Below are 15,201 nucleotides of genomic sequence, written 5' to 3'. Positions count from 1 at the left end.
TATGAACAGGCATTTTAATTCAGTACAAGGCACCGGTATTCGGCCGACCCTCCATATCATAAAAAAAGAACCTGGCCCATTATGCCGCCAGGTTCTTTTCTCCGAGTTTAATAGAGTAAATATTCTTCACGTGTCTTTTTGAATTGTTTTAAGTCTTTCTGCCATTTGGAGGAAATTTCTTCAACTGACTTTCCTTCCTCAATCGCTTCACGGACCCAGCCATTGCCCATCAGGTTGTCAAAGAATGAAATGCCTGCACTGTTCTCTGCACGGAATTCGAAGTCCTCCGGATACATATCATGGATTGCCTTCACGATATGAAGTCCAGTCTCGACAGGCTTGAATGCATCGCGATGTGTAACATGAATCTGGATCCCATGAGAAAGCTTTCCTGCATGCTTGGAGAAGCTTGGTGTAAATGATGCAGCTCTGAAGGCTACCCCGGGAAGTTCAAGACTGTTCAAATGTCCTGCCAAATCATCAGAATTGATAAATGGAGCTCCAATCAATTCAAATGGCTTTGTTGTCCCGCGTCCTTCAGAAACGTTCGTCCCTTCAATTAATGCCGCTCCTGGATATACTAAAGCTGTTTCCAGGGTTGGCATGTTAGGAGACGGCATAACAAACGGAAGTCTGGTGTCATCGTAGTACATATTGCGCTTCCAGCCATTCATTTTGATAACAGTTAAATCTGCACCAATTTCAAATTCTTCATTAAACAATTCGGCCAGTTCACCTACAGTCATCCCATGGCGAAGCGGAATCGGGTAATTCCCCACAAAAGAGGAATACTCCATATCAAGGACCGGACCTTCAACCTTTGTTCCGCCTTGAGGATTAGGCCTGTCCAGCACGATGAATGGGATATTGTTTTCTTTTGCTGCTTCCATCGCGTAAGCCATAGTGTAAATATACGTGTAAAAACGTGTTCCGACATCCTGGATATCAAATAGAAGCACATCAATATTTTCGAGCATTTCAGGTGTAGGCTTTTTGGTTTTTCCGTATAAGCTGTAAACAGGAAGCCCTGTCTTATCATCGATATAATACTCAACATACTCTCCCGCCTGCGCACTCCCACGGACTCCATGCTCCGGACCATATAATGCAGTTAACTCCACGTCCGGATCATTGTGCAGAATATCCACAATGCTGTTTAAATTCTGGTCGACCCCAGTCGGGTTTGTAATTAAACCAACTTTTTTTCCTTCTATGAGGTCCTTGTTTTCATCTAAAAGAACTTCAACACCAAGCTCGAATTTCTTTTTCTTGCCTTTTCCTTTGCCATTGCCGTTATCTGCGAGCACAACAGTTAAAGAAGAGAGTACGAGAATCATTGTCAAAAAACCCATAAACCATTTCTTCATTATTTTTCCCCTCCCAGGTTAAGGATAGGTACATGCAAGAACTAAACCTGCATGTACCCATTCTATTTTTTATGCCTCATCCTAATAGCTCAATCCATACCCAAATTCATATAGTACGTTGCCATCTGTACCCGGAATTGTTACTGGCAGTTTGCCTGAAGGATTAATCTGGCCAAAGATAACACCTGCTGCTGCATCAAAGCTCGCCGTTCTGAAGCCATATTGTGCAATGTAAGCATCAACTTCCGGGTAGGCCATGATGTCATATGGGTTACGGATGCCAACCGAAATAACTGGAGCTTCTGATTCAGCAATGATGGAATTAACCATTTTCATCTGTGCGCTGTCTGGTGAGCGTCCTGATACATTATACGTATAGGAGCCCACAATAACTGCACTGGCATTCCTGATTTGTTCCTTCTGCTCTTCCGTTAATACATAGCTTGAGGTCTGGATGACCGTTGTGTTTGCATGAAACTTGCCCACTGCGTTCTTTAAGTCTGTAATATACGTATTTCCAACGACAACAATATGATCTTCAGGAGATACTTGTAATGGCAGTGCATCTCCTTCATTTTTTACCATTGTAATGGAACGTTCTGCTGCTTCTTTTTCTATTTGTTTATGTTCTTCTGATCCAACTACGTCAAGAGCCTTTGCAATTTTTTCATCAATCGGCTGCGGTGTCTCTTCTTTCACAATTCCCCGCTTTATTTTCAGTGTTAAAATCCGCTCAACTGATGATTCAATGCGTTTTTCCGAGATTTCTCCATTCTCCACTGCATTCAGTAGCCCTTCTGCAACTTCTTCGAGTCCAACAGGCATCAGCACAATATCTGTTCCAGCTTTAACTGCCCGAATAGCGGCGTCAACTGGTCCAAAGTGTTCAGCGATAGCGTTCATATTCATTGCATCTGTTGTAATGACACCTTCATATCCCATTTCTTTACGCATAAGTTCTGTCAGCACTTTATGGGAAAGAGTGGCCGGTACGGCGATTTCTTCACCTGTTTTTTTCGAGATTGCTTTCGTGTCATCAATCTTAGGGAAGGTAACATGCGCAGTCATGATGGCATCCACTCCTGCTTCCATTCCCTTTTGGAAAGGATACAATTCAACTTCCTTTAGACGTTCTTTATCATGAGGCACTTCAGGCAATCCAAGATGTGAGTCTACTGCTGTATCTCCATGTCCGGGAAAATGCTTTGCAGTAGCAGCAACACCTGCTGATTGCAGTCCTTCAGTATAAGCAACACCCAAGTCAGCAACAAGCTGCGGGTCCTCCCCAAATGAACGAACGCCAATTACCGGATTGTCGGGATTATTATTTACATCCATGACAGGTGCAAAGTTCATATTAATACCGAGTGATGAAAGCTCCTCCCCGATCGCCTTGCCGACCTTGCGGGAAATTTCTTCAGAACGGGCGGCCCCTAACGCCATATTGCCAGGCATGTCAGTTCCTGATTGAAGACGTGTAACAATTCCGCCTTCCTGGTCAATCGTCATCAATAAGCCGAATTTATCGGCAGCTTTCTGATAATCCGAAACCAATGTGGCAGTCTGTTCAGTTGTCACCACATTTTCACGGAATAATATGACCCCGCCAAGATGATAATCTTTAACCAGCTTTTCTATTTCCGGCAGCATTTTAGTGACATTTTGTCCCTTCCAGTTGCGGAAATCCGGCATCAGCATCTGGCCTACCTTCTCTTCAATGGACATATTTTTCACTGCCCGGCTGATGAGGTCATACCGTTTCCCATGCTCTTTCATGATTTTCACTATAAAAGCAGGCTTGCCTTTGCTGCCCTTTTTATGGTCAGGTTTTATTTGAAGTGCGATACGGTCCTTATATACTCCATCTGTTACACTGATGAAGGTTTTTCCGGGCTTCCCTCTTAAAGTGATATTCCCTGACTGATCAACTGCTGCAACCGTTTTATTGCTGGACTTCCATTTCAACCCCTCAGAAACTCCCATGAAATGTCCTTCTTTAAATACATGAAGCGCTTTAAATTGAAATGCATCTCCACTGATTTCCGTGCTGACCTGGGGTACATTCTCCAGGAGTATTAAATCTTTAGCTGTACTTTCTGCTGATGCGTTTTTCAAGGTTCCTCCCATCCATAATTGCGAAACGGCAAGTGTAATTGTGAGAAGGAAAATACACATTACTTTGCTGACTTTACCCATTTCTTCCACCGTCCTTACTGCTTTTTCATATGAGCTTACTTTTTACTAAAAAAACGAATACTAGTAGTTTCGTTTTTCCCAGCCGTTTCCTGAGAGGGCAGGCGTCACTTTTTGTCCATCTGAAAGCTGGAGTTTTACATTATCAACATACCAGCCTCTGCCATTTACTGTACTGTCCGTTACGTACCGGAATCGAATGTGCATTGTTCCTGCTGGAATGGTCAGCTTATCCTTTTTCCAGTCGATGCTGCTTCCTGTATATGGCTGTTGAGCCTGTGTCCAATTGACGCCATCTTTTGAGACCTCAACCACGCCCATATCTGCATTTGTTTCAGTTCTATACCAGGTATCGAACGACAGGACCGCCTCTTCTTTGAGATCCACTTTAGCGTTTAACTCATGCTGAACTTTATCTCCATATCCTGAGAACCACGCCGGCCCTTTTCCTGGAATGGCTACAGGAATTGAATCTGCCACCTGTCTTGCAAATGCACGCCTTGCAATATTCGTTGTAACCGTATTTCTTGAAGGATGTACACGATTTGTTAAAAGAATCGCAATCGCGCCGTTATTTCGGTTTATGACAATTGATGTTCCGGTGTACCCTGTATGCCCAAGGGAAGTTCCCTCTGATAAAGCATCCATGAACCATCCCTGGCCAAGCTCCCAGCCCAGGCCATGATCATCACCAGGAAATTGGGGAATCTGATTTTGAATCAGCATTTTCACCGTTTTTTCTTTTAATATCCGCTTGCCGCCATAGCGCCCGTCATTCACATACATATGGGCAAGCCTGGCGAGGTCGGAGGCAGTGGAAAAGACACCTGCATGTCCGGCAACTCCATCAAGGGACCAGGCATTCTCATCATGAACTTCTCCCCAGACAAGCCCCCTGCCAATCGCAGGCTGATATTCAGTGGCTGCAATCCGATGCTTCAAGGATTCAGGCGGATTATACATCGTATCCTTCATACCGAGGGGGTTGGTTATGCGTTTTTCAACAAACTCATCCAGGCTTTGTCCTGAAAGGCGTTCGATGAGTGCACCGAGCGTAATCATATTCAAATCGCTGTATGTATACGCTTCGCCAGGTTTATTGGCCAATGGATAATTAAAAACGATTTGCATGCGTTCCTCTCTGCTGCTCCCTTGTGAATATAACGGAATCCATGCAGTAAAGCCTGAAGTATGTGTCATCAGCTGGCGTATTGTTACATTTTCCTTGCCGTTTTCGGCAAACTCGGGGATATATTTTGCAACCGGATCATCCAGCTGAAAGCGTCCTTCATCATACAAGATCATTGCGGCAGTTGTGGTAAAGATTTTACTGATTGAAGCCAGATCAAAAATGGTATCTTCGGTCATTTCGATCGGGTTCTGGGCTTCAGTAAATTTATCATCGGTGTAGCGGTAGGAATATCCGTATGCATTATGCTTGACGATATGCCCTCGCCTTGCCACAAAAGTGACAGCACCCGGCATGACGCCTTCTGAAATCATCTCCTCCATTAATGGATCGATTTCATCCAGCGGCTGCTGAACCATCCCGGCTCCCACTGCAGAACCAGGATGAAGAATAGGAGAAATCGGCCCAGGACGATCCCACGAAAAAATAGGGTGAAATTTGTGTTTCACATCTTTATTGTTTTTCATTTCCATCGTTGGCTTAACTCCTTCAGCGCTTTGCGCAGACGCAGGATATGCTGCCGGAATAAAGAGTGAAGTGCTAAGTACGGCAGATAGCGCAACAAGCATGGTTTTATTTTTCATAGTGCCTCCTTTATTTTTATGAATTTTCATCAGCAATTAACCTCCTCTTCTTAATGAAAGGGTTTACATATTGTAAGATTAATAGAGTTAGAGTATAGTTGTCTATACCACATAAGTCCTGTTCTAGTTAATAACTTCCAAATAATACAGAAAAACCAATAGTTCTTTTTGACTATTCTGAAAATTATTCTCATTTTGTTAGATAATTTTTAATTTCGAAGTAATAAAAGAAAGCAGAATCCAGATGGATTCTGCTTATCTTTGAAACTGTACATTATGAAGACCAGCAAAGATTCCGTTCTTTTCGATCAGTTCATCATGTGTGCCTTCTTCAGCAATGCCGTCTTCTGTGACAACGACTACTCTGTCCGCATTCCGGATGGTCGCAAGCCTGTGGGCAATGACTAGTGTGGTGCGGTTTACGGCGAGCTCGTTCAATGCCGTTTGAATAATTTGTTCGGTTTCAGTATCCAGCGCCGAGGTTGCTTCATCCAGGATTAAGATCGGCGGATTTTTAAGGAACATTCTCGCAATGGCGATTCGTTGTTTTTGTCCGCCTGACAGTTTTAATCCCCGTTCCCCAATTTGTGTTTCCCAGCCATCCGGTAGAGATGCAATGAAGTCCTGCAGGTGTGCTTTTTTAGCCGCGTCCGCAATCTGCTCATCTGTAGCTCCAAGCATTCCGTATGCTATATTCTCCTTCAGGGTACCGGTAAACAGGAAGACATCCTGCTGGACAATGCCAATATGCGATCTCAGTGATTTTTTCGTCATGTCCCTGATATCCATGCCATCGATCTTAATACTTCCGCCATTCACATCATAAAAGCGTGGAATCAAAGAACAAATCGTTGTCTTTCCGGCTCCAGAAGGTCCGACAAAAGCAACTGTTTCACCTGCATTGATTTGAAGATCAATTCCTTCAAGCACCGATTTATGCTCATCATAACTGAAAGTTACATCCTGAAAACGGATATCACCCCTTAAGGATTCAACCTCTATGGCATCTTTCGTATCCTCAATTTCCGGTTCAGTATCAATGATTTCTAAAAACCGCTTGAAACCAGCCATTCCCTTTGGATACAGTTCCATCAGGGCGCTGATTTTATCAATCGGCTTTAATAGCACATTCACATAGAGTACAAATCCGACCAATTCACCGTATGAAAGCTGCCCGCTGAAGCTCAGCCAGGAACCGTATACAAGAACAATCAGCGTAACTAATCTGGTCAGCATGTAGACTCCGGATGCACTGAAGCTCATAATCTTGTAAGCTGCAAGCTTGGCAAGACGGAATCTTCCATTGTTTTCCTTAAACCTTTTAATCTCATAGCTTTCATTTGTAAAAGACTGAACCACACGCACACCAGATACACTATCCTCTACCTGTGCGTTGACATCGGCAATTTCACCGTACATTCTTTTCCATGCTTTGTTCATTTTAATATTGCAGAACGTAATCAGCCATACAAGGAACGGAAGAACAAATATGGTTACAAAAGCCAGCTTGACATTGATCGTCAGCATAATCCAGAATGCACCCACAAACGTCATGACCGCTATAAATAAATCCTCCGGGCCATGATGGGCAAGCTCACCGATATCCATTAAATCATTTGTCACCCGGCTCATGATATGCCCTGTTTTGGTATTATCGAAAAAGCGGAAAGACTGCCTTTGCACATGCTGAAAAAGCTGCTGCCTCATATCTGTTTCGATGTTGATGCCAAGCTTGTGGCCCCAATAGTTAACCACAAACTGAAGAAGTGTGCTCGCCACATAAAGAGCAAGCAGGCCCGCACTTACAGAAACAATCATGGACCAATTCCCGCTTGGAAGCAGGCTGTCGATAAACCACTTAACCGCAAGCGGAAAGCCCAATTCAAGAATTGCAACGAATACTGCTGAACTAAAATCAAGAATGAACAAGCGCTTATGCGGCTTATAGTAGCTAAAAAACCGTTGGATCATTTTATTCTCCTTTTTCTGAAAAAATCAAATATATTTGATTATAAATTCACCAGGAATAGATTACAAGAAAAACCCGTCCCTATTTATCTGGAACGAGTCTGTTGTTACTGCTTTATTAGGCTGATGGTATGTCCTCTTCTGAAGTTCAAATCCTTGATCTGAACTGAACTTTACGGATCATTTGATTAATTACTTCTGAAATGACAAGTCCTACTGCGATTGCCCCTGATATCATGAATGCTTTTGCAGCGAGCTGAATGGCCATATTGTAATCATTTTCAACAAAATTCCGCATGGCATCATAAGCAATCCCCCCCGGGACCAGTGGAATGATGCCGGCAACACTAAAAATAATTATAGGTGTTTTATACATTTTGGCAAAAACCTGGCTGATCACGGCGATCGTAAAAGCAGCAATTAATGAAGAAATGACAGCATCATACTGCCAATTAACAAGCCAAATATAAACGAACCAGCCGACCATCCCGACAAATCCGCATTTCAGCAGAGATTTTTTCGGAGCATTGAAAAGGACCCCGAACCCTGCTGATGCGATAAAGCTTGTAATCATATGAGTCAACATAAACATTAGGCATTTCCTCCGCTATTGCATTTAAAAAGTAAAGACCAGAGCAATCCCAGCACCAATGGCAAAAGCTGTCAAAAACGCTTCTGCCCCTTTTGAAAGTCCGGAAACAAGATGCCCGGCCATTAAGTCCCTGACTGCATTTGTTATCAAAAGCCCCGGAACAAGCGGCATGACTGATCCAATGATGATCTTATCAAGCTCTGTCCCCACTCCTGAGTACACAAAAAAATACGCTATAAGGCCAATTAATAATGACGCAATAAATTCAGAGAAAAATTTGATCTGGACAACTCTATGTACGTATAAAAATGATACAAATCCAAGACCGCCTGCAATCATGGCTGGAATAAAGTCAGTCCAGCTTCCAAGGAACATGATTAAAAAACAGCCGCTTGCAATCGAGGCTGCAAGAATCTGCTGATAAACAGGGAAAGTATAGTCGGCACTTTCAATTTCCTTCAGCCTTGCCAGTGCTTCCTTTCCATCCAGTTCACCGCTGCTGATTCTGCGAGAAACTCCGTTCACCAATGTCACTTTGTACAGATCCGTTGAACGTTCTGAAATTCGAATAAGCTTTGCCGGTTCAGTTCCATCTGTAGAAAATATGATTCCAGTTGGCGTTACATAGCTATGTGAGTGCGGTATACCCAGGGAAGCAGCGATCCTTGTCATGGTGTCCTCTACCCGATACGTTTCCGCCCCGCCCTGGAGCATGATTTTCCCCGCAAGCAAGCATATCTCAATTACTTCTATTGTTGGAGGGAATTCTTTCCCCATTCTTTCACCTGCTTTATAAATCTAAAATTTATAACCCTCTTATTATAGGGTTACATCTTAACGGATATGATAAACGAAAGAAAGGCCTTTTGTCTAAAATTTATATTAAAATGTTCGCTAAGATCAGCGCATACCTTATAAGGCAGTAATGAAATTGAATAAAAAAAGCGATTATTGCATGCAGAATAATCACTTTCTCATTTATTTCTTCGGTATTCCAAACTGCGCATTAAGCTGACCCTGAATCATTTTTGAACGTGATGCCTTATCGTCTTTTTTCTTTTTCCGCTTCAATTCAGAGCGGATTTCTTCTGTTCGGACTCCCTCCTCCCTTTTGTTGGCTATGTCAATGAGCGTCTCCACATCGAGAAAAGAATATTTTCTGCTTCCTCTTTGTGACCTTTCAGGAAATACCAATTTCCTCTCTTCGTAGTAACGAATCTGCCGTTCACTAAGTCCAGTCAGTTCGCTGACCGTCCCAATCGAAATGACTTTTCTGGTTTTGTAGGATGTTTCTCTATCCACTCATGTCACCTCAATCTAACCAATTTATTTCATTATACTAATCTTTCAAACTTTTTCATTATTTCTGTCAGAAAATCTTACAAAGCAGCAAAAACAATGTGAGAAAACTTAACATAATTACTGAATAAGAGCTAAATTTCTTTTAGAATAAACAAAACATTAAAGAAAAGAGGAGATAGGAAATGCAATATTTACGAAAAGCCATTGAAAAAAAACGGCAATATCTAATCGATCTCCTGGTCAAATCAGGAAGTGAATATCAGCATTCTGAACCGGCTCTGCAAAAGCTGACCTTAACAGAACTTGAGGTTATATTTAGGAAACACAGCAATCGAAACCGTTATTAACTGGGGGGCCCTTATGGAAACAACAAATACAATAGAACTGGCCAGAAGGATTATTGAACTCGATTTACTGCGTGATCAGCTTTGGGAAAGGTTAACGGCAGAAGCCGGTTATCAGGCTTATGAAATTTTAAGAAATGAACAGAATAGCTGATAATGGAACGCTTGAAAGAGCGTTCTTTTTTATGCCTATGTTAAAGTTTTGTAAATTTAAGATACTCCCTTTTCTTGTCATATTTATTTTGGTATCATTCAATTATCGAAATCCGATATCGATTTTCGAAATCAAAAAGGGAGGCATTTGCTTGGAAGATAAAATACTGCGCAAGCTGTTCCTGGGGTTTATTCAAATCCATATTCTTCATCACGCAAAGGAGCACCCTGTTTTCGGCGCATGGATGGCTGAAGAGCTGAAAGAGCATGGCTACAGCATCAGTTCCGGAACATTGTATCCGATCCTGCATTCCATGGAGTCAGACGGGCTCCTTAAACAGGAGAAGAAAAATGTGGATGGCAGAATCAGAAAGTATTATACCACAACTGAAAAAGGGATTATGGTTCTGGAGGAAGCGAGAAAAAAAGCTTATGAGCTTTTTAAAGAAATTAAGGATTAAAGGAGATGCATATGAAAAAAAACAAAACTGGCCTTAAAACTTTACTGGAAATATTAATGGTTTCAACAAGACTTGGACTAACCTCTTTCGGGGGACCTGTAGCTCATCTCGGCTATTTCCACGATGAGTATGTCCGCAGAAGAAAATGGATGGATGAGAAAAGCTACGCAGACTTAGTTGCACTTTGTCAGTTCCTTCCCGGTCCTGCAAGCAGCCAGGTCGGGATCGGCATTGGTGTCATGAGGGCTGGAGCAGCCGGCGGCATAATGGCTTTCCTTGGGTTCACCTTACCATCTGTTATTGCTCTGATAATTTTTGCCATTCTTCTTCAAGGCATTAATCCGGCAGAAGCCGGCTGGATTCACGGCCTAAAAATTGTCGCGGTGGCCGTAGTGGCTCACGCTGTCCTGGGAATGGCACAAAAGCTTGTACCTGACCTTCCCCGAAAAACGCTGGCACTGTTTGCAATTATCGCAACACTTTTATGGCAGACAGCCATTACGCAGGTTGCGGTCATCCTTGTCTCTGGTTTTATCGGATTTTTAATCTATAAAAAGCATGCAGATAACGATGATGCACCGATGGAGTTTCCCATCTCCAAAGGCTTTGCCATTGGCTGTTTAGTGTTGTTTTTCAGCCTTTTAATAGGGCTTCCTATTTTAAGAGAGCTAACCGCAGTGGAGTGGGTTGCTTTATTTGACAGCTTTTATCGTTCAGGATCTCTGGTTTTCGGCGGCGGGCATGTTGTCCTTCCTTTGCTGGAACGCGAATTCGTCCCAACAGGCTGGCTAAGTGAAGAAGCCTTTCTGGCAGGATACGGTGCAGCTCAGGCAGTGCCGGGGCCATTATTTACTTTCGCTGCTTATCTTGGAGCAGTGATGAACGGCTGGCAGGGCGGCTTGCTTGCAACGGCTGCAATCTTCCTGCCTGCTTTTCTGCTGATCTTAGGAACACTCCCATTTTGGGACACACTTCGCCGCAATCCTAACATCAAGGGCGCATTAATGGGTGTGAATGCGGCAGTTGTCGGCATTTTAATCTCTGCCTTTTATCATCCCATATGGACCAGCAGCATCCTGGAGCCGGCGGACTTTGCCTTTGCCGCAGTATTATTCAGCATGCTTGTTTATTGGAAACTGCCGCCTTGGATCATTGTTGTGACGGGAGCAATAGGCGGAACTTTATTAGGATATGTAATTTAGGAACGCATCAAAAAAAGCTGCCAACAACTCGGCAGCTTTTTTCTATAACGGAATTTCAAGTATAATCTTTGTGCCTTTATTTTCTTCTGAATAAACATTTATAGAACCGCCCGCAGCTTTTGCCCGTTCTTCCATGCTAAAAAGGCCGACTCCTCTTGAAACTTCATTAACATTGAACCCTGTGCCTTTATCTTCTATGACAATGCGGATTTCTTCTTCCATCTGCCTGATTGTAACTGATGCTTCATCTGTCTCAGCATATTTCCTTATATTTGTCAGTGCTTCCTGAATGATTCTATAGATGGTGATTTCTTTATTAGAATTAAGGCGGGAAGCCAGGTAACAATCAAAATGAACATTGATATTATGATGTTCTGAAAAACGGACCAGGTAGGATCGGATCGCAGGTATCAGACCCAGATCATCAAGCACGGATGGACGAAGCTCCCATGAAAGATCCCGCAGCTCTTCAATGATTTCAGTAGCCTCGTCCTGCATTTGATCAAGCAGCGGGTTGCTTATTTCTGCCTGAAGCCTATTTATGGTAATCAGATGGCTGTACAAATTCTGTCCTATTCCGTCGTGAAGTTCCCGGGACAGCCTTTTCCGTTCCTCCTCTTGAACATCGATAATTCTTGTCATCATATTTTGCAGCTCTTCTTCTGCATTTTTTCTTTGCGTGACTTCATGTCGAATAGCAAGATGCTGATATGGTTTCCCTTTATCATTAAGGAATGGGACGATCGTGGTATCCACCCAATAATAAGTTCCATCCTTAGCTCTGTTCTTGATCTCGCCTTTCCATACCTTCCCGGAAGAAATCGTCCTCCATAAATCTCTGAAAAAATCTTTGGAATGGTACCCTGAATTTATAATTCTATGATCCTGTCCCAGCAATTCTTCCCGTGAAAATCCTGAGATGCTGCAGAATTGTTTATTCACATACGTAATCGTGCCTTTCTGATCTGTAATGGCCACAATGGATGAAGAATCCAGGGCAAACTTTAAATCAATCAGCTCGTTTACGGAATTTTTCAGTTCCTCGACAACCCGCTTATATTCTGTTATTTCCTTCCGGATTGCCAGGTATTTATACGGATTTCCTTTTTCATCAATAAAAGGAACGATCGTAGTATCTACCCAATAATAGTTTCCGTCTTTGGCTTTGTTTTTTATTTCCCCGCGCCAGACTTCCCCGCTCGAAATAGTGCTCCATAGATGTTCCATAAATTCCTTGGAATGATATGAAGAGTTGATAATTCTATGGTCCTTGCCAATCAGCTCTTCTGCAGAATATTTCGAAACTTCACAGAACTTTTCATTCACATAGGTGATTTTTCCTTTTCTGTCTGTAAAGGCGACAATGGTTGATTCATCCAGGGCAAACTGCAGGTCAACTAATTCCTTTAACGGATATGACTGCTGCTTTTTTAGGCGGGAACGGTCTTTGACTGAGTGAAAGACGATTAGATAATAGCTTTCTTCTGCCAGCATGAAAGAATTAATTCTGTAAAAAATGGAAAATATGCCACCATTACGGTGCTGTCCATACTGATGAACCACTTTCCCCTCTTCTGTTTCAAGCAGAGTGATCTCAGGCAGCAGTTCCTCGAGATTCTTCCCATGCAGCTCCTGTTCGCTATATCCAAATTGCTCCTGGGCCTGTCCGTTCGCATAAGAGATGACCCCAAACCTATTCACAAGAATCGTTGCATCACTGGAATCAGGATCAATCTCTCTCTTTTTCGCCAGCTGATTATTCCTGTCCATTTACGTTCCTCCAGTTGCATTATTTTAACCATTCAGCTTTTTTTCAAGTGTCCTGGCTGCATCCCTTGCTGTACTTTGCCTGCTTTCATTTAGAGGCTGTCCCGACCGGTTCCCGATCAAGAGGACCCCCTTTGGGATCCCTTTAAAATGAATGGGAACAGCATAAGCATGCTTCAATCCTTCAGCAAGCATAATCGGGTATTCCAATGCTTTTCCGGCAATATTTTCGGGAAAGTTGTCCACATACATCGGTCTTCCGGTTGAAATCACTTTCCCTGCAATTCCTTTGCCGTACCTTACTGTTATCCGCTTATATTTCTCGTTGCTGTTTCCTGCGGCATAATGCCATTTTACATCCGGGCCATCCGTATTCTGCAGTGCCAATCCAACAAAATCACATTCAAGCGCATTCAGCACCTTCTCACAAGCCTGATCAATCTGGACGCTTTCTCCGGGACTGCACCCCTTATATTCCATAGCCAAGCAGCCCTTTCTTTAAGGCGTAAGAAACGAGCTCAGGCCTGGTTTTCATCTGAAGTTTTTCCATTAAATTACCTTTATGTGTTTCAACTGTCTTTACACTGATTACAAGCTGTTCAGCAATATCCTTATTGGAAAACCCCTTGGCTATTAATGTAAGAACTTCTTTCTCCCTGTCGGAAAGAAGGTTGAATGTATCGGTGTTCCCCTGCTTCACACTTCCGATATATTCTTCCATCAGCCTTTTGGTTGCAGAAGGATGCAAATACGCATTCCCGCTTGCAACAGACCGGATTGCTGCGAGCAGTTCATCATGGGGTGCACTCTTTAAAATACACCCGGAAGCGCCCGCTTGAATCGCCCTGAATAAGTATTCTTCATCATCATGCATGGTTAAAATAAGGATCGCTATTTCAGGCATTAGTTTTTTTAGTTCTGAGGTTGCCGACATGCCATCTTTCCCGTGGGGCATGCTTAAATCCATGACAACCACATCCGGCTTTAATTCCAATGCCTGCTGAATCCCCTCATTGCCTTCAGAAGCTTCACCAACCACCTGCATGTCATCATGGTTATTTAAGAGCATTTTCAAACCCATCCTGACCACCGCGTGGTCGTCGCAAAGTAAAATATTGATCAAGCCCGCTCCCCCTTAGCATTTGTCCGTATATAAAGTGAAACTTCAATCAGTGGGGGGCTTTATCCCCCACTGATTGTTAGTTGAGGCCCACAGGAAGTGGGTCACAAAGAAGTTGCCACAGGACGTGGCGTTCTTAGTCTTTGTTCTTCTTTTCGGGCCTTTACGGGCAGTTTGACCCCCACTTATCCTCCTTTGATTCCTCTGAGTCTTGAAGTGGGGGTCTTACTGCCCGTTAGGCTGCGATAAAAATCTGAAATAGGCAACAAGGGAGCCGCTGTATGCAGATCCCTTGTTAAGTATAATCTTAGTATAACGGAAGGGTGATATCTATTGAAGTCCCTTCACCGATTTTTGAGCTGATCACGCATTTGCCGTTGATTAACATCATTCTCTCCATCATGGCAGCAATGCCGGCAGAATTTTTCATCGCGGCATCTACATCAAAACCCTTCCCTTTATCTTGAATAGTGATTGAAAGCTTACCCGGTTCCCACCGAAGAATAATGCCTGCACTCATTGTGTCAGCATATCTTGCTATGTTAGCCAGGGCTTCCTGGCAAACACGGAATAGTGTAATCCTTTCCCTTTCTCTGATTCGCACTTCCTTTCCCTCATTTTGAAGGTCAACGATGATTCCATAGGTGGAAGTGTATAATTTCAGATAACTTTTCAGAGCCGGCAAGAGACCGAGAGTTCCTAAAGCAGGGGGATGCAATTCCACAGCCAGAAGCCTGATTTCCTGAATTGTTTTTTCCATCATTTGTGCCATATCCCGAATATAGTCTTTCATCTCAGGCTGATCGACAGCTGTCTGAATGAACTGCATGCCTGTATACAAGCTGTAAAGCGTCTGCCCTACCCCTTCGTGAAGCTCCAGGGCAATGCGCTTAATTTCATCTTCCTGAGATTGAATTATATATGAACTGATATTTTTCTTTGCTGGCTGGGTTTCCATT

The 15,201-nt window shown here is 43.1% G+C and carries 15 protein-coding genes; 4 read left to right on the top strand and 11 right to left on the bottom strand.

Annotation, left to right across the window (positions count from 1 at the left end; genetic code table 11):
- Positions 1–107: 107 nt before the first annotated feature.
- The 7 genes from BK139_RS12485 to BK139_RS12455 form a co-directional block, all read right to left on the bottom strand.
- Complete coding sequence (locus tag BK139_RS12485; RefSeq protein ID WP_076259152.1) at positions 108–1,367, bottom strand: exo-beta-N-acetylmuramidase NamZ family protein; 1,260 nt, start codon at positions 1,365–1,367, stop codon at positions 108–110.
- An 81-nt stretch (positions 1,368–1,448) separates the two neighbouring features.
- On the bottom strand, positions 1,449–3,563 hold the full coding sequence (locus BK139_RS12480) for a glycoside hydrolase family 3 protein (protein WP_076259149.1): 2,115 nt from the start codon (positions 3,561–3,563) through the stop codon (positions 1,449–1,451).
- Between the two features lie 60 nt (positions 3,564–3,623).
- Positions 3,624–5,363 (bottom strand): serine hydrolase domain-containing protein, encoded by a 1,740-nt coding sequence (locus BK139_RS12475; RefSeq protein ID WP_139325624.1) that lies wholly within the window; start codon positions 5,361–5,363, stop codon positions 3,624–3,626.
- Positions 5,364–5,588: 225 nt separating this feature from the next.
- Positions 5,589–7,304 carry an ABC transporter ATP-binding protein gene (locus tag BK139_RS12470; protein WP_076259146.1) on the bottom strand — a complete coding sequence of 572 codons (1,716 nt, stop codon included), beginning with the start codon at positions 7,302–7,304 and terminating at the stop codon, positions 5,589–5,591.
- Positions 7,305–7,449: 145 nt separating this feature from the next.
- Complete coding sequence (locus BK139_RS12465; protein ID WP_076259144.1) at positions 7,450–7,893, bottom strand: threonine/serine exporter family protein; 444 nt, start codon at positions 7,891–7,893, stop codon at positions 7,450–7,452.
- Positions 7,894–7,917: 24 nt separating this feature from the next.
- Positions 7,918–8,670, bottom strand: coding sequence for a threonine/serine exporter family protein (locus tag BK139_RS12460; protein ID WP_076259141.1), 753 nt, complete (start codon positions 8,668–8,670; stop codon positions 7,918–7,920).
- Between the two features lie 201 nt (positions 8,671–8,871).
- A complete protein-coding gene (locus BK139_RS12455; RefSeq protein WP_076259138.1) occupies positions 8,872–9,195 on the bottom strand; it encodes a MerR family transcriptional regulator in 324 nt (107 codons plus the stop codon).
- A gap of 182 nt (positions 9,196–9,377) precedes the next feature.
- On the opposite strand from BK139_RS12455, the gene fbpA reads away from it, so the two are divergent.
- The 4 genes from fbpA (at position 9,378) to BK139_RS12440 (ending at position 11,355) form a co-directional block, all read left to right on the top strand.
- On the top strand, positions 9,378–9,542 hold the full coding sequence (gene fbpA / locus BK139_RS12450; protein ID WP_076259136.1) for a Fur-regulated basic protein FbpA: 165 nt from the start codon (positions 9,378–9,380) through the stop codon (positions 9,540–9,542).
- A 13-nt stretch (positions 9,543–9,555) separates the two neighbouring features.
- Complete coding sequence (locus BK139_RS23975; RefSeq protein WP_175609110.1) at positions 9,556–9,693, top strand: hypothetical protein; 138 nt, start codon at positions 9,556–9,558, stop codon at positions 9,691–9,693.
- 151 nt (positions 9,694–9,844) lie between these two features.
- Positions 9,845–10,153 carry a PadR family transcriptional regulator gene (locus BK139_RS12445; protein WP_076259134.1) on the top strand — a complete coding sequence of 103 codons (309 nt, stop codon included), beginning with the start codon at positions 9,845–9,847 and terminating at the stop codon, positions 10,151–10,153.
- A gap of 5 nt (positions 10,154–10,158) precedes the next feature.
- The gene (locus BK139_RS12440; protein WP_139325623.1) at positions 10,159–11,355 is read left to right on the top strand and encodes a chromate transporter; all 1,197 of its coding nucleotides are present in this window, start codon (positions 10,159–10,161) and stop codon (positions 11,353–11,355) included.
- Between the two features lie 42 nt (positions 11,356–11,397).
- On the opposite strand, the gene BK139_RS12435 is transcribed toward BK139_RS12440, so the two are convergent.
- The 4 genes from BK139_RS12435 to BK139_RS12420 all read right to left on the bottom strand — a co-directional run bounded on the left by BK139_RS12435 (position 11,398) and on the right by BK139_RS12420 (position 15,200).
- A complete protein-coding gene (locus BK139_RS12435) occupies positions 11,398–13,125 on the bottom strand; it encodes a PAS domain-containing sensor histidine kinase (RefSeq protein WP_076259130.1) in 1,728 nt (575 codons plus the stop codon).
- Between the two features lie 24 nt (positions 13,126–13,149).
- Entirely contained in the window at positions 13,150–13,602 is a 453-nt protein-coding gene (locus BK139_RS12430) for a GAF domain-containing protein (protein ID WP_076259127.1), read from the bottom strand.
- Entirely contained in the window at positions 13,592–14,245 is a 654-nt protein-coding gene (locus BK139_RS12425) for a response regulator (RefSeq protein WP_076259125.1), read from the bottom strand. The genes BK139_RS12430 and BK139_RS12425 overlap by 11 nt, the downstream gene beginning before the upstream one ends.
- Before the next feature lie 304 nt (positions 14,246–14,549).
- On the bottom strand, positions 14,550–15,200 hold the full coding sequence (locus BK139_RS12420; RefSeq protein ID WP_076259122.1) for a sensor histidine kinase: 651 nt from the start codon (positions 15,198–15,200) through the stop codon (positions 14,550–14,552).
- Position 15,201 lies beyond the last annotated feature (1 nt).

It is taken from the genome of Paenibacillus sp. FSL R5-0490 (genome assembly GCF_001956215.1).
GTDB lineage: Bacteria > Bacillota > Bacilli > Bacillales > Cytobacillaceae > Cytobacillus.
The sequence above is the reverse complement of the archived record's forward strand: the minus strand, read 5'-3'. Positions and strand labels throughout refer to the sequence as shown.